The sequence below is a fragment of the Paludisphaera sp. genome (assembly GCF_037189885.1).
GTDB lineage: Bacteria > Planctomycetota > Planctomycetia > Isosphaerales > Isosphaeraceae > Paludisphaera.
Genome location: NZ_JBBCIR010000016.1, coordinates 1 through 14,558, shown reverse-complemented (window position 1 = coordinate 14,558; position 14,558 = coordinate 1). Strand labels below are relative to the sequence as shown.

The following is a 14,558-nucleotide window of genomic DNA, read 5'->3' as shown; positions in this document are numbered from 1 at the left end:
AATGGAGCCTCGCGGGGCGAGGTCGAGGCGGGGAGGATGCTACGATGGCGAAGGAAGGGTTCGCGGGGCCGCTGGAGCAGATCTCGCCGTTCCAGTATCGGATCCCGAAGGACTACCGGGAGGACATGCGGGTCGACGGCGTCATCTTCGCCGACGACTCGCTGATCGGGCACATCCGGGCCGACCAGGGGCCGGAGCAGGTGGCGAACGTCGCCACGCTGCCGGGCATCCAGAAGGCCAGCCTGGCCATGCCGGACATCCACTGGGGCTACGGCTTCTGCATCGGCGGCGTCGCGGCGACCGACCCCGAGGAAGGGGGCGTGATCTCCCCCGGCGGGGTCGGCTACGACATCAATTGCGGCGTCCGGCTGCTGCGCACCGACCTGGAATGGGCCGACGTGAAGGGGCAAATTCGCCCGCTGGTGGAGCAGCTCTTCCGCGACGTCCCCACCGGGGTCGGCCAGCGCGGGCCGTTCTCCTTCACCAAGCCGCAGCTCGTGGAACTGATGGAGAAGGGGGTCTCGTACGTCGTTAACAAGGGCTGGGGGACCGAGCGCGACATCACGTTCGCCGAGGCCGGCGGCCGGCTCGACAACGCCGACCCCGGCCGCGTCAGCGACCGCGCCATCATGCGCGGGGCCGACCAGTGCGGGACCCTCGGCTCGGGCAACCACTTCATGGAGGTCCAGGTCGTCGACCGCGTCATCGACGAGCCCGCCGCGAAGGTGATGGGCTTGCACGAAGGCCAGATCACCGTCCTGATCCACTCGGGCTCGCGGGGGCTGGGCTATCAGGTCTGCGAGGACTTCCTCACGGTGTTCAAGGACGCCCCCAGGAAGTACGGCTTCACGCTCCCCGACAGGCAGCTCGCCTGCGCGCCGGTGCGGAGCCCGGAGGGGCAGGCGTACCTGGGGGCGATGCGGGCCGCGGCCAACTACGCCTGGTGCAACCGCCAGCTGCTGACCCACCAGGCGCGCGAGGTCTTCGCGAAGGTCTTCGGCAAGCCGTGGCAGAAGCTGGGGATGGACCTGGTGTACGACGTCGCGCACAACATCGCCAAGTTCGAGGAGCACGACGTCGGCCGCGGCGTGCGGAAGGAGGTCTGCGTCCACCGCAAGGGGGCCACGCGGGCCTTCCCGCCGGGCCATCCCGAGATCCCCGAGGCCTACGCCGAGACCGGCCAGCCCGTCATCATCCCCGGCAGCATGGGGACGGCGAGCTGGGTCCTCGCCGGCCAGCCCGGCAGCATGGTCCACTCGTTCGGCACGAGCTGTCACGGCGCGGGGCGGCTGATGAGCCGCACGGCCGCTGTGAAGCTCGCCGAGGGCCGCCGGATCGACCGCGAGCTGGCCGACGTCGGCATCATCGCCAGGGCCCGCGGCCACAAGGGGCTGGCGGAGGAGCAGCCCGCCGCGTACAAGGACGTCGACCTCGTCGTCGACGTCGTGGACAAGGCCGGCATCTCCAAGAAGGTCGCCCGCCTGCGACCGGTGGGCGTCATCAAGGGGTGAGATTATGAATCCCAGGCTGGTCATCGGACTGACGCTCTGCTGGACGACGCTGGCCGCGTCGGGTCGCGCGGACGACCTCCGCCCGATCCCGCTGAAGTCGGAGGTCCGCGAGGTCCAGCCGATGACCGGCATCGTCCTGTGGTCGACGAACGCGGCCGTCCGCACGGCGCCGATCCAGCTTGAATTCCGCTACTTCCCGTACGCCGAGGTCATCCGGGGGAAGGACGAGTACGACTGGGGGCCGGTCGACAAACTGCTCGACGAGGTGGCGACGCGCAAGCATCAGGCGATCATCCGCTTCTTCGACACCTATGTCGGCAAGCCCTCGGGCGTCCCGGAGTACATCCGGGCGCTGCCGGACTATCGCGGCGTGGACGCCCTCTCGGAGAAGAAGAAGACCGGCTTCGCGGACTGGTCCCATCCCGAGCTGCGCCGGTGCGTCCTGGAGTTCTTCCGCCGGTTCGCCGAGCGGTACGACGACGACCCGCGACTGGCGTTCCTGGAGGTCGGCTTCGGCCTCTGGGCCGAGTACCACATCTACGACGGCCCGATGACGATGGGCGGGACATTCCCCTCGCTCGACTATCAACGCGAGTTCGCGCTGACCCTGGCCGATGCGTTCAGGCGGACGCCCTGGATGATCTCGGTCGACGCGGCGGCCGACCGCGCCCCGTTCGCGAACGACCCGAAGCTGCTCGCCCTGCCGTTCGGCCTGTTCGACGACTCGTTCAACCACGCCGACCACGCGCGCTGGAACGAGCCGAACTGGATCACCCTGGGCCGCGACCGCTGGAAGGTCGCCCCGACCGGCGGCGAGTTCAGCTTCTACGAGCCGAAGGACCAGGAGGAAGCCCTCGCGCCGAAAGGGCCGCACGGCGTCCCGTTCGAGGAGCACGCCGCGAAGTTCCACATCTCGTTCATGATCGGCGACGCCCAGCCGCGTCACCAGGAGCCCGAGCGGATCCGCGAGGCCGGCATGGCGTGCGGCTATCGCTTCCGCGTCGTCGACTTCCGCGGGTCGGCCGATCGCTCCGTCCCGACGATCGAGAACACGGGCTTCGCCCCGATCTACCACGACGCCTACCCGGCCGTCGGCGGGGTGCGCTCGGCCGTGTCGCTGAAGGGCCTGCTCCCCGGCGAGTCGCGCGCCTTCCCGATCGAGGCCGGCGGAGAGGCTTTGACCATCGAATCCGACCGCCTCGTCCCCGGCCAACGGATCGAGTTCGACGCGGACCTTTGATGGCTCGCGCGTCGTCACGCCTCGCGCGTGACTCGCCAGATCGACCACGCGCCGAGGCCGATCATGGCGAGTCCGGGAGCCATGCAGGCGATCGCGACCGTAGGCGACGCGGACCGGATCGGCGGCAGGGCGAGCGCGGTCGCGACGGCGCCGACGGCGATCCACAGGAGCCCGGGCGTCCGCTCGTCGTCGATGAACACGCGGCCCTCAATCCACCAGCGGCCTGCTCCGCCAGACGAGCTGGCAGCGATTGCCTTCGGGATCGTGGAAGAAGCAGGTTTTGATATTGGAGTCGTCGGCGGCGGTGTCGGTCTCGAAGCGGATTCCGAGCCTCTCAAGCTCGGCCTTCTTGCCGAAGACGTCGTCGACCCAGAACGCGAGGTGACACACCCAGCGCTGGTTGGCGTTCGCGTGGTCGGCGGGGCGGGCGATGATCTCGATGGCGCCGCCGTGGTCGTCGGCGAGGAAGTAGCCGCCGGGCGGGTTGCCGTCGCCGACGCGGGCGACCTTCATCCCCATGACGCGGATGTAGAAGTCCTTCAGGGCTTCCAGGTCGGCCGCGTAGATCGCGAAGTGTTCCAGTCTCGCCATCGGTCGCTCATCCTTTCCGCGACTTCCTCGCGGGCTTGATCCCGGCCAGCTCCAGCACCGCCCGCCACTCGTCGTCCGTGACCGGCTGGACCGAGAGCCGGCTCCCCTTGCGGAGCAGCTCCATCCCCGCCAGCGCGGGGACCTCGCGGAGGCTCGCCAGGCTCAGGGGAGGGTCGACGGGCCGCACGGGCTTGATCGTGACCTGGAACCAGATCGGTGCGTCGGGCTTGCTCTTGGGGTCGTGGTAATGGGAGTCGGGGTCGAAGGCCGACGGATCGGGATGGCCCGCCTCGATTACCTCGGCGATGCCGACGACGGCCGCGGGGTCGGCGTTGGAGTGGTAGTAGAGCACGCCGTCGCCGACCTTGATGGAGTCGCGCAGGAAGTTCCGGGCCTGGTAGTTCCGCACGCCGTTCCAGCCCGTCGAGCCGTCGCGCTCCAGGTCGGCGTAGGAGTAGGATTCCGGCTCGGACTTGAACAACCAGTAGGCCATGCGGGATCCTCGGACGTCCGCCGTTCGGTCGATCGGCCGTCCATAAGACCGACCCGCTTCGGATTCGGCAACAGGAGATTTCATGGGCACGGACATGCTGGTCGTACTCGCGATCGATGACAACTCACCCATCGAAGGGCCCCGCTTCTTCAACACCCCTTCCTATTGGGACCTGACGAACGATTTCGGCCTAACGGGGGGCAAACACTACGAGTTCCACGCGGCCATCGCCGGCGTGCGAAACGAAACCGGCTTACCGCCCTTGATCCCGCCCCGCGGAGTGCCGGATTATCTGATGCCCCACAGGTCTCGGGAGCGCCCACCCGCGACCCACGATGCTGAAGCGTCGTCCCCGGAGCCGGCGCGACGGACCGAATGCCAGACTCCGAGCCCGGGATCCAACGACTTGGCGGCGTGGAACGACATGTATCCGATGTTCGATGGGTTATGCAGCAGCGGCATTGTAGGCTGGTTGACGTTGGAGGAGATCGGGGCGGCGATGCGACATCACAACCTTGATGGTTCTCACCTGGACTCCTCGGTTCTGCTTGTTCTGGACGCGATGGAGGCGGCGGAACGTCGCTACGGACGGGACCGGGTCCATCTGGTGTTCGGGATCGAATGAACGACCATCCTTCCCTTGAAGACGAGGCCGGGTGCGAGGCCCCGCGCATGGCCGTCTTGACCCCGGCCGGCCGCGGGGCGGTGGCCGTGGCTCGCGTGTGGGGGCCGGACGCCCTGGCGACGGTGGACGCGGCGTTCCGCCCCATGCGCGGGAAGCCGCTGGCCGAGACGCCGCCGATGCGCCCCCGGCTCGGCCGGCTCGGCGCGGGGCTGGGCGACGAGGTCGTCGTGGTGATCCTCGACGGCGAGCCCGGCGGCGTGGAGGTCCAGTGCCACGGCGGTTCGGCCGCGATCGAGATGGTCCTCCGGGCGCTCGCCGATGGGGGGGCGCGGCTGGTCGAGCCTTCGGCGTTCCTCCGCGCTGCCACCCCGACGGAGACGTCGGCCGAGGCGTGGGAGGACCTGGCGCGGGCGCGGACGCTCCGCGCGGCCGAGATCCTGCTGGAGCAGGCCCAGGGGGCGCTCGACCGGGAGGTCGAGTCGATCGCGAACGGCGGCCCGGACTCGACGTCGCGGCTGGATGCGTTGATCGATCGCGGTCGGGTCGGCGTCCGGCTGGTCGAAGGCTGGCGGGTCGTGATAGCGGGGCGGCCGAACGCGGGCAAGAGCCGGCTGCTCAACGCCCTGGCCGGCTACGAGCGGGCGATCGTCGCTCCGACGCCCGGCACGACGCGCGACGCGGTGACGGCGCGCACCGCGTTCGACGGCTGGCCCGTCGAGCTGGTCGACACCGCGGGAGTACGGTTGGCCGAGGACGTGGTGGAGCGGTCGGGCGTCGAACGGGCGCTCCGCGAGCGGGCGCGGGCCGACCTGACGCTGCTGGTGCTGGACCGTTCGCGCCCGCTGGAGCCGGGCGACGAGGCGTCGCCGGGGCCGAGCACGCTCATCGTCGCCAGCAAGGCCGACCTCCCCGCCGCGTGGGACCCCGCCGAGGTCTCCGGCGCGACCGCGTCGCTGGTCGTCTCGGCCGAGACGGGGGAAGGTCTCGAAGCGCTGGGCACCGCGATCGCGCGGGCGTTGGCGCCGGAGCCGCCCCCCCCGGGCGCGGGCGTGCCGTTCCGCCGCGGGCAGGTGGATCGACTCATCCGGATGCGAGCGAGCCTCGGCCCCTAGCGCCGCGACGGGTTCACGACCCGGAGCCGGGGGCCGGGGGGATGGCGGCGAAGTCGGGGCCCTTCGAGGCGAGCGGGCCGCGCGGGGCGAGTCGCAGGGCCCGCGGCGAGAGGTCGCGCGCCGGCAGGGCGGGGGCCTTGCGGTCGGCGAACTCGACGTCCAGGACCGGGGCGTCGTCGCGGGTGGAGAGGTTGACGAGCCAGTCCGACCGGGCGTAGCGCCTGGGGGAGACGCCGATGCGGCCGGCGTCGTCGGCCCGATAGGTGGTGATGTCGTGGTAGCCGACGTCCTCGCCCGTCCACCGGATGCGATCGGCGAGGCCGTCGGACTGGCCGCGGCCGTCGACCCGGAACAGGGGGGCGCCGGCGTCGCCGGTGCTGAAGACGGAATCGCGGGCCGTCACCTCGGCCATCGGCAGGCCGGCCTCGTCGGCCGAGCCGTCCAGGTGGACCATCCCCCCCTTGGCCCGCGCGAGGACGCGCTCCATCTTGAGCGAGAGCGAGGCGCCGTCGCCCGCGGGGCCGCCCCCCTGCGCGTGGAGCAGGCTGCCGTCGACGGCGACGACGGCATTGTCCAGCCGGGCGTCGAGCCGCTGGCCCGGCGCGACGAAGACGGCGTCCCCCACGGACCGGATGAAGCCGTCCCGCAGCCGGACGACGGCCGGACCCGCGACGCCGGGCCCGTTCGGGTCGCGGGGCGACGGGACCACGATCGCCGCGTGCGCCGGCGCCTGGCCGACCAGGCTGATCGTGCAGTCGGACAGCTCCAGCGACGCCCCGGCCGCGACGCTGACGGCGGCGAGCCTCCCCATCAGCTGGTGGTCGTCGTCCTCGACCAGGAGGTCGAGGCCCTGGAGCTTCAGCTCCCCGGACTGGACCTGGAACAGGGCCGTCCAGGCGGAGGAGGACCCGAAGGGGGAGGGATGGAACCTCAGTTTCGGGCGGCGCCCGCCGGGCTGGGCCGCGATGGTCCACGATCCGGGGGGGAGCGCCAGGGTGGTCAGCTCCAGCTCGGCCCCGGCCGCGACGCGCAGCTCGCCGCCGTCGCCGTCCCGAGCCGCCGCGATCATGCCCCGGAACTGCTCGGCGCCGCGGATCAGGTCTTCCTCGTCGGGATGCCGCGCCGGGGCGGCGTCCGCGTCCCGTCGCGGCTGGGCCGGGGGAGAGGAGGCGACGGGGGGCGTCGGCTCGGGTTCCTCGGGCTCCGCGTTCACCATGGGGGGCATGGTCGCGGCCATCGGGGGCTCGGGCTCCTCGGTGGTCGGCGTGGGGGGCGCGACGGCCGCCGGGGTCGTCGGGACCGGCGTCGCGGAGCCGGAGGTCGCCAACGCGACCTCGGGCTCGGCGTCCGAGGCGGAGGGCTCGACGATGAGGCCGCCGAACGGCCCCTTCCGCGCGCCGACGGAGGAGGGCCGGCCCTCGGCCGCGACCAGCCTGAACGCGCGGGCCGGCGCCTCGGGGCCCTGGGCCAGCTCGCGGGCCGGGTCGGGCGACTCCCAGACCGGCGGCGCGGCCAGGACGGAACGGTCCTCCCGGAGGCCCGATCGCCAGGCGTCGAAGTCGGCGACGGCCTCCTCGGAGTTGGGGGCGTCGGCGACCCGCAGGTAGGCGTCGAACGGGCCGTAGAGGTTCCCGCGGCCGAGCCAGGCGAGGTCGCGCGGGGAGTCGACCATGGCGAGGACGCGGCCGGGCGTCGAGGGGTCGGCCGCGGCCATCACGCAGTCGTCCACGCGGAACCCGACCCTGGGCCCGCGCGCCAGGAAGACGGGGGAAACGCCGGCCATGAAGCTGGACCGGACGGCCGTGACGTCGCGCGGATCGGCCGCCCCGCCGCCGGCGTCGTCCAGGACGACGGCCGGCCCGCCGGGGCCGAAGGTGCAGTCGTACAACTTGACGTCCGCCGGCCCGCGGCACTCGACGGCCGCCGCGCCGGGGTCGAAGTGGCACTGGCGGGCGACGATCGCCGGCGGCCGGTCGCCGGTGGCGTCCGGGCGGGAGACGCGGCCGAGCACCGCCGGGATCCCGGGACCGCCCCCCGGGCCGCGGCGGAAGGAGCAGCCGGTGAGCTGGAGTTCGGCGTCGTCCAGGACGATGGCGGCGAGGCGGTCGTCGAGCGCGCGGCCCTCGGCCTCGAAGGTCAGGCCCTCGATGGCGATCCGGCCGCGCGTGAAGGCCAGGAGGGCCGTCCCCGGTCGGTCCCCGCCGCCGGCGGCGTCGGCGACGAACCGCAACACCGGGCGCCTGCCGACCTCGGCCCGGATCGTGAGGTCTCGGGCGTCGCCGCGGGGGGCCGGGACGCGGCCGGTCAGCAGGTAGGGGCCGTTCTCGGTCAGCGTGACGACGGACTTGTGGGGCGCGGAGGCCAGCACCGCCGCCAGGTCGTCGCCCGGCCGGACGTCGATCTTCCGGGGGGCCGACGAGGCCGCGAGGGGGGCCGCCTCCGGGCCCGCCGCGGGGGGCGTCGGCCGCGGGTTCGACGCGACCCGGGACGCGCTCAGCGACGGATACTCGACCGCCGGGGTGGGCGCCGAGGGGTCGGCCAGCTCGCGCCCCCAGTAGAAGAGGCCGGCCGCCAGCAGCGCGAAGCCGGCCAGCGTCGCGAACGCCATCGGGCGCTCCCACGCCGGCCGCTCGGCGGGGGCCGCGGCGGCCTCGAACCGGGGCAGGGGGATGCCGACCCGGCCGGCGACCCCGAGCAGCTCGCGCACCAGCTGCTCAGGCGACTGGCAGCGGCGGTCGCGGTCCTTGACCATCAGCCGGTCGAGCACCTTCGCCAGCGCCGGGGGGACGTCCGGGTTCAGCTCGCGGACGTCCGGGGGGGGCTCCTCCTGGTGCTGGAGGAGCTTCTGGAGCACCGTCCCCCCCGGGAACGGCGGCCGGCCCGTCAGCATGTGGAACAGGGTGCAGCCCAGCGAGTACAGGTCGCCGCGGACGTCCACGTCCCGGGGGTCGCGGGCCTGCTCGGGGCTGATGTAGTCGAACGTCCCCAGGGTCATCCCGGTCTGCGTCAGCCCGCCGCGATCCCCCTGGCGCTCGAACCGCCGGGCGAGCCCCATGTCGACCAGCTTCGCCCGGCCCTCGGGCGTGATGATGATGTTCGAGGGCTTGACGTCGCGATGGACGACGCCGCGATGCGAGGCGTGGACCAGGGCCTGCGCCATCTGGAGCGTGACGTCGACCGCCTCGGCGACCGACATCGGGCCGCGCTCGTCCACCCGGCGGCGGATCGTCTCCCCCTCGACGTATTCGAAGATGATGAAGTGATACGGCCCGTCGCGCCCCAGGCTGAAGACCCGGGCGATGTTCTCGTGGTCGAGCCGGGCCGCCGCCCGCCCCTCCTGGTAGAAGCGCCGGACGACCTCGGGGTCGTCCATCTGGTCCGGGGGGAGGAGCTTCAGCGCCACCTCGCGGTCGAGGGTGGCGTCGTGGGCGCGGAAGACGGCGCCCATGCCGCCGGCCCCGATCGCCTCCTCCAGCACGAAGCCCCCCAGCACGTCCCCGGGGCGGGGGGTCGGCGCGGCCGGCGGGCGGGAGGTCCCGGCCGCCCGCCGCGAGTCCACGCTCGATCCCCGGGCGGCCGTCGGCGCGTCGGCGGGCGCGGCCGCCCTCGACGCGCGCGAACTCCCCTGCTGGCGCGGGCCGGGTTGGGGCGCGCGACCGCCTGGCGGTTCGGATTGGTCGTGGGGGGGCTCGTGCTGGCTCAAAGGGGCTCATCCCCGCAACAGGACGTCCGTGCGCGTACCAAACGACGTATCGAGACGAGGGCCAGGGCCCGGAGACGTGATCCCCGCCGGGTGCATGCTTGGACCGCGGGGCACTGGTACTATAGATCCGGCCGCCCGCGCTGTCAACGCCCACCGAGTCGCGCGCGAGCCTCGCGATCTCGGCGGCGCGACTCCCTCATCCCACGCGAATCCCTCGCCCGATTCGAGCGGCCAGCCCCCGACGGCGGGGTCGCCGCGGAGTTGGCTTCGTTCGCGCGCCGCCGTCGCCCGCGATTCACGATCAACCTTCTCTCCGGCAATGACTTGCGACCAACCAGGCTTGGCTTCGTTCGTCATTTTCGAAGTGCTTTCCTTTCTTGTCACCCCAGACTCCGCGAGACGAAACGCGCGTCCTCTCGCCCGACGACCGGGGGCGGCCCGAAGCGAAGGGCGGGGGTCGTCGGACGATACAGATAGCGGCGGTTCATGGTCGGCGTGACTGGCGAGCCCGCCGATAACCGGCGTCTGTCGCCCTCCACCGGCGCGATGGCCCGCCTCATGAGGCCACAAGGGACGATGGATCGGCACGCCCGAGCGGTCCCAGCGGCGTCGCCCAGCGATCCTCAACTGCTTCCGAGATGCCAAGGAACGCCTTCATCGAACACCGGCATGGTCAGCGTCCGGGCGGGCGGAATTTCACGTTCCTCGGATTTTTTTCCGGACGCCGCCGGTGAGGGCTCGCGGGCTCCGCCCACCGGGACGGGATATCGCCGCCGCGGGGCGCGCCATATCCGGGGATCGATTCGGGCTCAAGGCGAAAATCCCCGGTTGACGATACAACCCGCGGACGCATCGGCGATGTCGATGGCGGTCGCGGCGAGATGGATAGGATAGGCGGCGGCAGGAGGCAGAGTCATGTGGCACCGAGTCCTTCGGAGACGTCCGTTCCTTGCGAGGTCGCAAGCGGGCGGGCCGGCCCCCCACGCCGCGCGGAACAAGCGCCGCCTCGCCGTCGAGTCGCTCGAAGGTCGCGAGTTGCTGACCGCCGCGCTCGCCCCCATCCCGGACGTCGCGGCCCCGGCGGGGCAGGGCTATCAGCTGGCGCTGGACGGTAGCGCGGGCGGGGCGACGAACCAGCGGTTCACCGCCACGTCCGACAACCCGAACATCAAGGTCTCCGTCGCCGAGGGCCAGTTCTGGACGATCGACGTCCAGCACCTCTCGGCCGGCGCCGGGGATCCCAACATCATCAATGAGCCGCTGACGTTCCAGTTCTTCCCCGACGTCGCCCCGCAGACCGTCCAGCGGATCACCAACTTCAGCAACGACGGCTATTACGTCGACCAGGGCCGCTACTTCCCGCGGATCATCGAAGGCTTTATGGCCCAGGGGGGCTCGAACAGCCCCACCAGCACGGCGTCCTCCAGCGGCGTGACGCCCATCGGGATCGAGGTCGACCCCTCGGTCGCCTTCAGCAGCTACGGCCAGCTCGCGATGGCGAACACCGGCCAGCCCAACTCCAGCGACGCCCAGTTCTTCGTCACGTTCGGGCCGCAGACGGCGCTCGACCAGAAGTACACGATCTTCGGCCAGCAGGTCGACGGGTTCGACACGCTGGAGAAGATGTCCCAGATCACGACCGTCCAGTCGGGCGAGCGGTCGGTGCCGGTCAACCCGGTGACGATCACATCCTCCAGGATCACCAGCGAGAACCCCAACGGGGCGCTGCTGATCGACACCACCGCCGCCGGGCCGGGACAGACGGCGACGATCACCGTGACCGCGACCGACCCGGCCGACGGCTCGACCGCCACCCAGACCTTCCGCGTCTACACGGCCGGGAACACCGGGGCCGTGCGACGGATCCAGGACGTGCTGATCGCCACGCCGGTCGCGCGGGGGCGGTTCTTCGGCGGGACCAACACCATCGAGGTCAAGCAGGCCGACGCGCCGACCATCCCGCCGTCGCAGAACATCCAGGTCTTCGTCAACGGCGTGCTCGACTCCATCCGGCCGTCGCCGTGGGATCTGACGCAGATCATCGTCCAGGGCTCCAAGGCCAACGACACGATCACGGTGGACGACTCGGTCACCGTCCCGGCCACCATCGACGGCGGCCTGGGGGGGCGGAACCGGGTGAAGGCGGGGGGCGGCTACACGCTGGCCCACGGCTGGTTCGGGCGGACGACCCTGATCGCCGGCGAGGGCATGAACCAGATGGCCGGCCGCGAGGGGCACGTCAGGTTCCGGGCGAACGCCAACACCCGCTACGCCTTCGAGGGGGAGGCCCGCGGCCGGGCCAGCAACGGCGAGACGCTCCGGCCCAACGGCACCTACTACAAGTTCATCGGCAACCGCCTGGTCCCGGTTCTCAAGATCCGGGGCTGACGCTACGCTGGACTTCAAGCCGCGCCCGGCGCGGGCCGATCGAAGCGGGGGCGCCTCCCGCTTCGCGGCGTTTCGAAGGCCGATGATCCCAGCCCGACAGCCGCCATGACCCCGCTCCCCATCGACCCGAGCCTGCCCGAGATCCTCGACGCCCTGGACGCCCGGGGCGCGCTGGTGCTGGTCGCGCGGCCGGGCTCGGGCAAGACGACCCGAGTCCCCCCGGCGATGGTCCGTCGCGGCGCGGGGGGATCGGTGCTGGTGCTCCAGCCGCGTCGAGTCGCCGCGCGGTCGACGGCCGCGCGCATCGCCGACGAGCAGGGCTGGACGCTCGGCCGCGAGGTCGGCTACCACGTCCGGTTCGACCGCCGCGCCTCGGCGGATTCCCGCCTCGTCGTCATGACCGAGGGGATCCTCTCGCGCCGGCTCCTGGCCGATCCGTTCCTGGAAGGCGTCGGCGCGGTCGTCCTGGACGAGTTCCACGAGCGGAGCCTGCACACCGACCTGGCCCTGGCGCTCCTGCGCGAGGTTCGCCGCGAGGTCCGGCCCGACCTGCGGATCATGGTGATGTCGGCCACGCTCGACGCCGCGCCGGTCGCCGCGTTCCTGGACGCGCCGGTGGTGGAGGTCCCCGGCCGGACCTACCCGATCGCCGTCTCCCATCGCGACTCCCAGCGGCCGTCCGACCCGGAGACGATCGCCGGGGCCGTGGCCGACGTCCTGGCCGACCCGACCGATCGCGGCCACGTCCTTGTCTTCCTGCCCGGCACGGCCGAGATCCGCCGCGCCCAGTCGGCGCTGGGGGGGATCGCGTCGGCCCGCGACGCCGTGGTTCTGCCGCTGCACGGATCGCTGCCGCCGGACGAGCAGGACGCGGCGCTGCGGCCTTCGCATCGACGTAAGATCATCCTTGCGACCAACATCGCCGAGACCTCGCTGACGATCGACGGCGTGACGACCGTGATCGATTCCGGACTGGCGCGAGTCGCCGGGCATGACGCCTCGCGCGGGCTCGACCGGCTCGACCTCAAGCCGATCAGCCGGGCGTCGGCCGACCAGCGCGCCGGGCGCGCCGGGCGGACCGGGCCGGGGCGCTGCGTCCGGCTGTGGTCGGAGCAGCGGCACGCGCTGTTGGAGCCGTTCGAGGCCCCCGAGGTCCGCCGCGTCGACCTGGGCGCCACGCTGCTGACGCTCCACTCGTGGGGCGTGACCGAGCCCCGCGCCTTCGCCTGGTACGAGGCCCCGGAGCCCGAGCGGATCGACGCGGCCGAGGCGATGCTCGCGCGGCTGGGGGCGTTCGACCCCGCGACCCGGCGGATCACGCCGACGGGCGATCGGATGCTCGCGCTCCCGGTCCATCCCCGACTCGCCCGGCTCCTGCTGGCGGCGGCCGACGCGGGGCTGCTCCGCGAGGGGGCCGCGCTGGCGGCGCTGCTCTCCGAGAAGGACGTGGCCGATCGTCGCCGACCGGGCGGCCGACGGGGGGCGTCGGACATGCTCGACCGCCTGGATCTCCTGCGGGAAGCGGAGGCCGCCCGGTTCTCGCCCCATCTCAAGGAGCGCGGGATCGACGTGGCCGCGGCGCGACAGGCGGCGCGGATCCGGGACGACCTGGTCCGGCTGGGGTCGCGGCTCGAATCGGGCGGCCCGTCGGGGCTGGACGCGGAGGCCCGCGAGGAGGCGTTGCTCAAGCTCCTGATCCTGGCCTATCCCGACCGCGTCGTCCGGCGGCGGGGCTCGGAGGAGACCGGGGTGATGGTCGGCGGCCGGGGCATCCGGCTGGCGCGAGAGTCGGTGGTCCGGGAGGGGGAGTTCTTCCTGGCGCTCGACCCGAGGGAGGAGCGCCGGCGGGGGACGCTGGAGTTGCAGGTCTCCGTCGCCAGCGCCGTGCGGCTGGAGTGGCTGGAGGAGCTGGTGCCGCAGTCGATCCGCCGCGAGCGCCGGGTGGAGTACGACCCCGCGCGGGAGCGCGTCGCGGCGATGAACCGGCTCTGGTACGAGGACATCCTGATCCGCGAGGATCCGGCCAGGGCCCCCGACGGCCGCGAGACCGCGAGGGCGTTGTTCGAGGCCCTGCGCCATCGCGCGGGGGAGATCTTCCGGGCCGACCCGGCCGCCGCGGCGTGGCTCGCCCGCTACGAGTTCGTCCGGGAAGCGGTCCCCGAACTCGGCTGGCCGGCGCTGGACGATGAAGCCCTGGCCGGGCCGCTGGAGGTCCTCTGCCACGGCAAGTCCGGGATGGACGAGGTCCGGCGGGCGTCGAAGGTGGCGTACCTGGACGGGCTGATCTCGCACGACCAGTCGCGCGAGCTGGACGCCTGCGCCCCGAACTCGATCACGATCCCCAGCGGCCGGAGCGTCCGGCTGGAGTACGAGCCGGGCCGGCAGCCGGTCCTCGCGGCGAAGTTGCAGGAGCTGTTCGGCTGGCCCGAGGCCCCCAGGCTGGCCCGGGGCCGCGTCCCCCTGCTGCTGGAACTCCTGGGCCCCAACCACCGCCCGGTGCAGGTGACTTCCGACCTCCGCAGCTTCTGGGCGACCACCTATCATCAGGTCCGGAAGGACCTCCGCGGCCGATACCCCAAGCACCCCTGGCCCGAGGATCCCACCACCGCCCAGGCCCCCGTCCGCTCCCCCCGGCCGCGCTGAGGCCGTTGGCTTCGTTCGCGCGGAGTTCGAAGCGTTTTTCTCGCGATCCCCAACTCGTCGAGCGTGAAACGCGCGTCCCCTCTCCCGCTGGGAGAGGGTGGCCCGAAGGGCCGGGTGAGGGCCTGGGCGCTTCGGAGATCGCGACGGCTCATCTCCGGCGCGGCCGGCGCACACACCGAAACGCCCAGGCCCTCACCCGCCGCTGGCGCGGCTGCCCTCTCCCGGGGGGAGAGGGGACAAATTCGGGCCGGA

The 14,558-nt window shown here is 72.5% G+C and carries 10 protein-coding genes; 6 read left to right on the top strand and 4 right to left on the bottom strand.

The genetic code is table 11. The features are described from left to right. Positions 1 to 44: 44 nt before the first annotated feature. The gene (locus WG209_RS06850) at positions 45 to 1,511 is read left to right on the top strand and encodes an RtcB family protein (protein ID WP_337174276.1); all 1,467 of its coding nucleotides are present in this window, start codon (positions 45 to 47) and stop codon (positions 1,509 to 1,511) included. A gap of 4 nt (positions 1,512 to 1,515) precedes the next feature. Continuing rightward, positions 1,516 to 2,751 (top strand): DUF4832 domain-containing protein, encoded by a 1,236-nt coding sequence (locus WG209_RS06845; RefSeq protein ID WP_337174275.1) that lies wholly within the window; start codon positions 1,516 to 1,518, stop codon positions 2,749 to 2,751. 14 nt (positions 2,752 to 2,765) lie between these two features. Here WG209_RS06845 and WG209_RS06840 read toward each other — a convergent pair whose 3' ends face one another. Genes WG209_RS06840 through WG209_RS06830 form a run of 3 tightly spaced genes read right to left on the bottom strand, consistent with a single transcriptional unit; the run spans position 2,766 to position 3,835 of the window. Further along, entirely contained in the window at positions 2,766 to 2,951 is a 186-nt protein-coding gene (locus tag WG209_RS06840; RefSeq protein ID WP_337174274.1) for a hypothetical protein, read from the bottom strand. 7 nt (positions 2,952 to 2,958) lie between these two features. Then, a complete protein-coding gene (locus WG209_RS06835; RefSeq protein WP_337174273.1) occupies positions 2,959 to 3,342 on the bottom strand; it encodes a VOC family protein in 384 nt (127 codons plus the stop codon). A gap of 7 nt (positions 3,343 to 3,349) precedes the next feature. Beyond that, positions 3,350 to 3,835, bottom strand: coding sequence for an EVE domain-containing protein (locus tag WG209_RS06830; RefSeq protein WP_337174272.1), 486 nt, complete (start codon positions 3,833 to 3,835; stop codon positions 3,350 to 3,352). A gap of 82 nt (positions 3,836 to 3,917) precedes the next feature. Here WG209_RS06830 and WG209_RS06825 point away from each other — a divergent pair, with 82 nt between their 5' ends. Together WG209_RS06825 and WG209_RS06820 are read left to right on the top strand one after the other, a co-directional pair. Continuing rightward, on the top strand, positions 3,918 to 4,460 hold the full coding sequence (locus WG209_RS06825) for a hypothetical protein (protein WP_337174271.1): 543 nt from the start codon (positions 3,918 to 3,920) through the stop codon (positions 4,458 to 4,460). Positions 4,461 to 4,507: 47 nt separating this feature from the next. After that, positions 4,508 to 5,572 (top strand): GTPase, encoded by a 1,065-nt coding sequence (locus WG209_RS06820; protein WP_337174270.1) that lies wholly within the window; start codon positions 4,508 to 4,510, stop codon positions 5,570 to 5,572. 13 nt (positions 5,573 to 5,585) lie between these two features. On the opposite strand, the gene WG209_RS06815 is transcribed toward WG209_RS06820, so the two are convergent. Further along, positions 5,586 to 9,131 carry a serine/threonine-protein kinase gene (locus WG209_RS06815; protein ID WP_337174269.1) on the bottom strand — a complete coding sequence of 1,182 codons (3,546 nt, stop codon included), beginning with the start codon at positions 9,129 to 9,131 and terminating at the stop codon, positions 5,586 to 5,588. Positions 9,132 to 10,190: 1,059 nt separating this feature from the next. Here WG209_RS06815 and WG209_RS06810 point away from each other — a divergent pair. Next, positions 10,191 to 11,663, top strand: coding sequence for a peptidylprolyl isomerase (locus WG209_RS06810; protein ID WP_337174268.1), 1,473 nt, complete (start codon positions 10,191 to 10,193; stop codon positions 11,661 to 11,663). Between the two features lie 105 nt (positions 11,664 to 11,768). After that, on the top strand, positions 11,769 to 14,306 hold the full coding sequence (hrpB, locus tag WG209_RS06805) for an ATP-dependent helicase HrpB (protein WP_337174267.1): 2,538 nt from the start codon (positions 11,769 to 11,771) through the stop codon (positions 14,304 to 14,306). Positions 14,307 to 14,558: the final 252 nt, after the last annotated feature.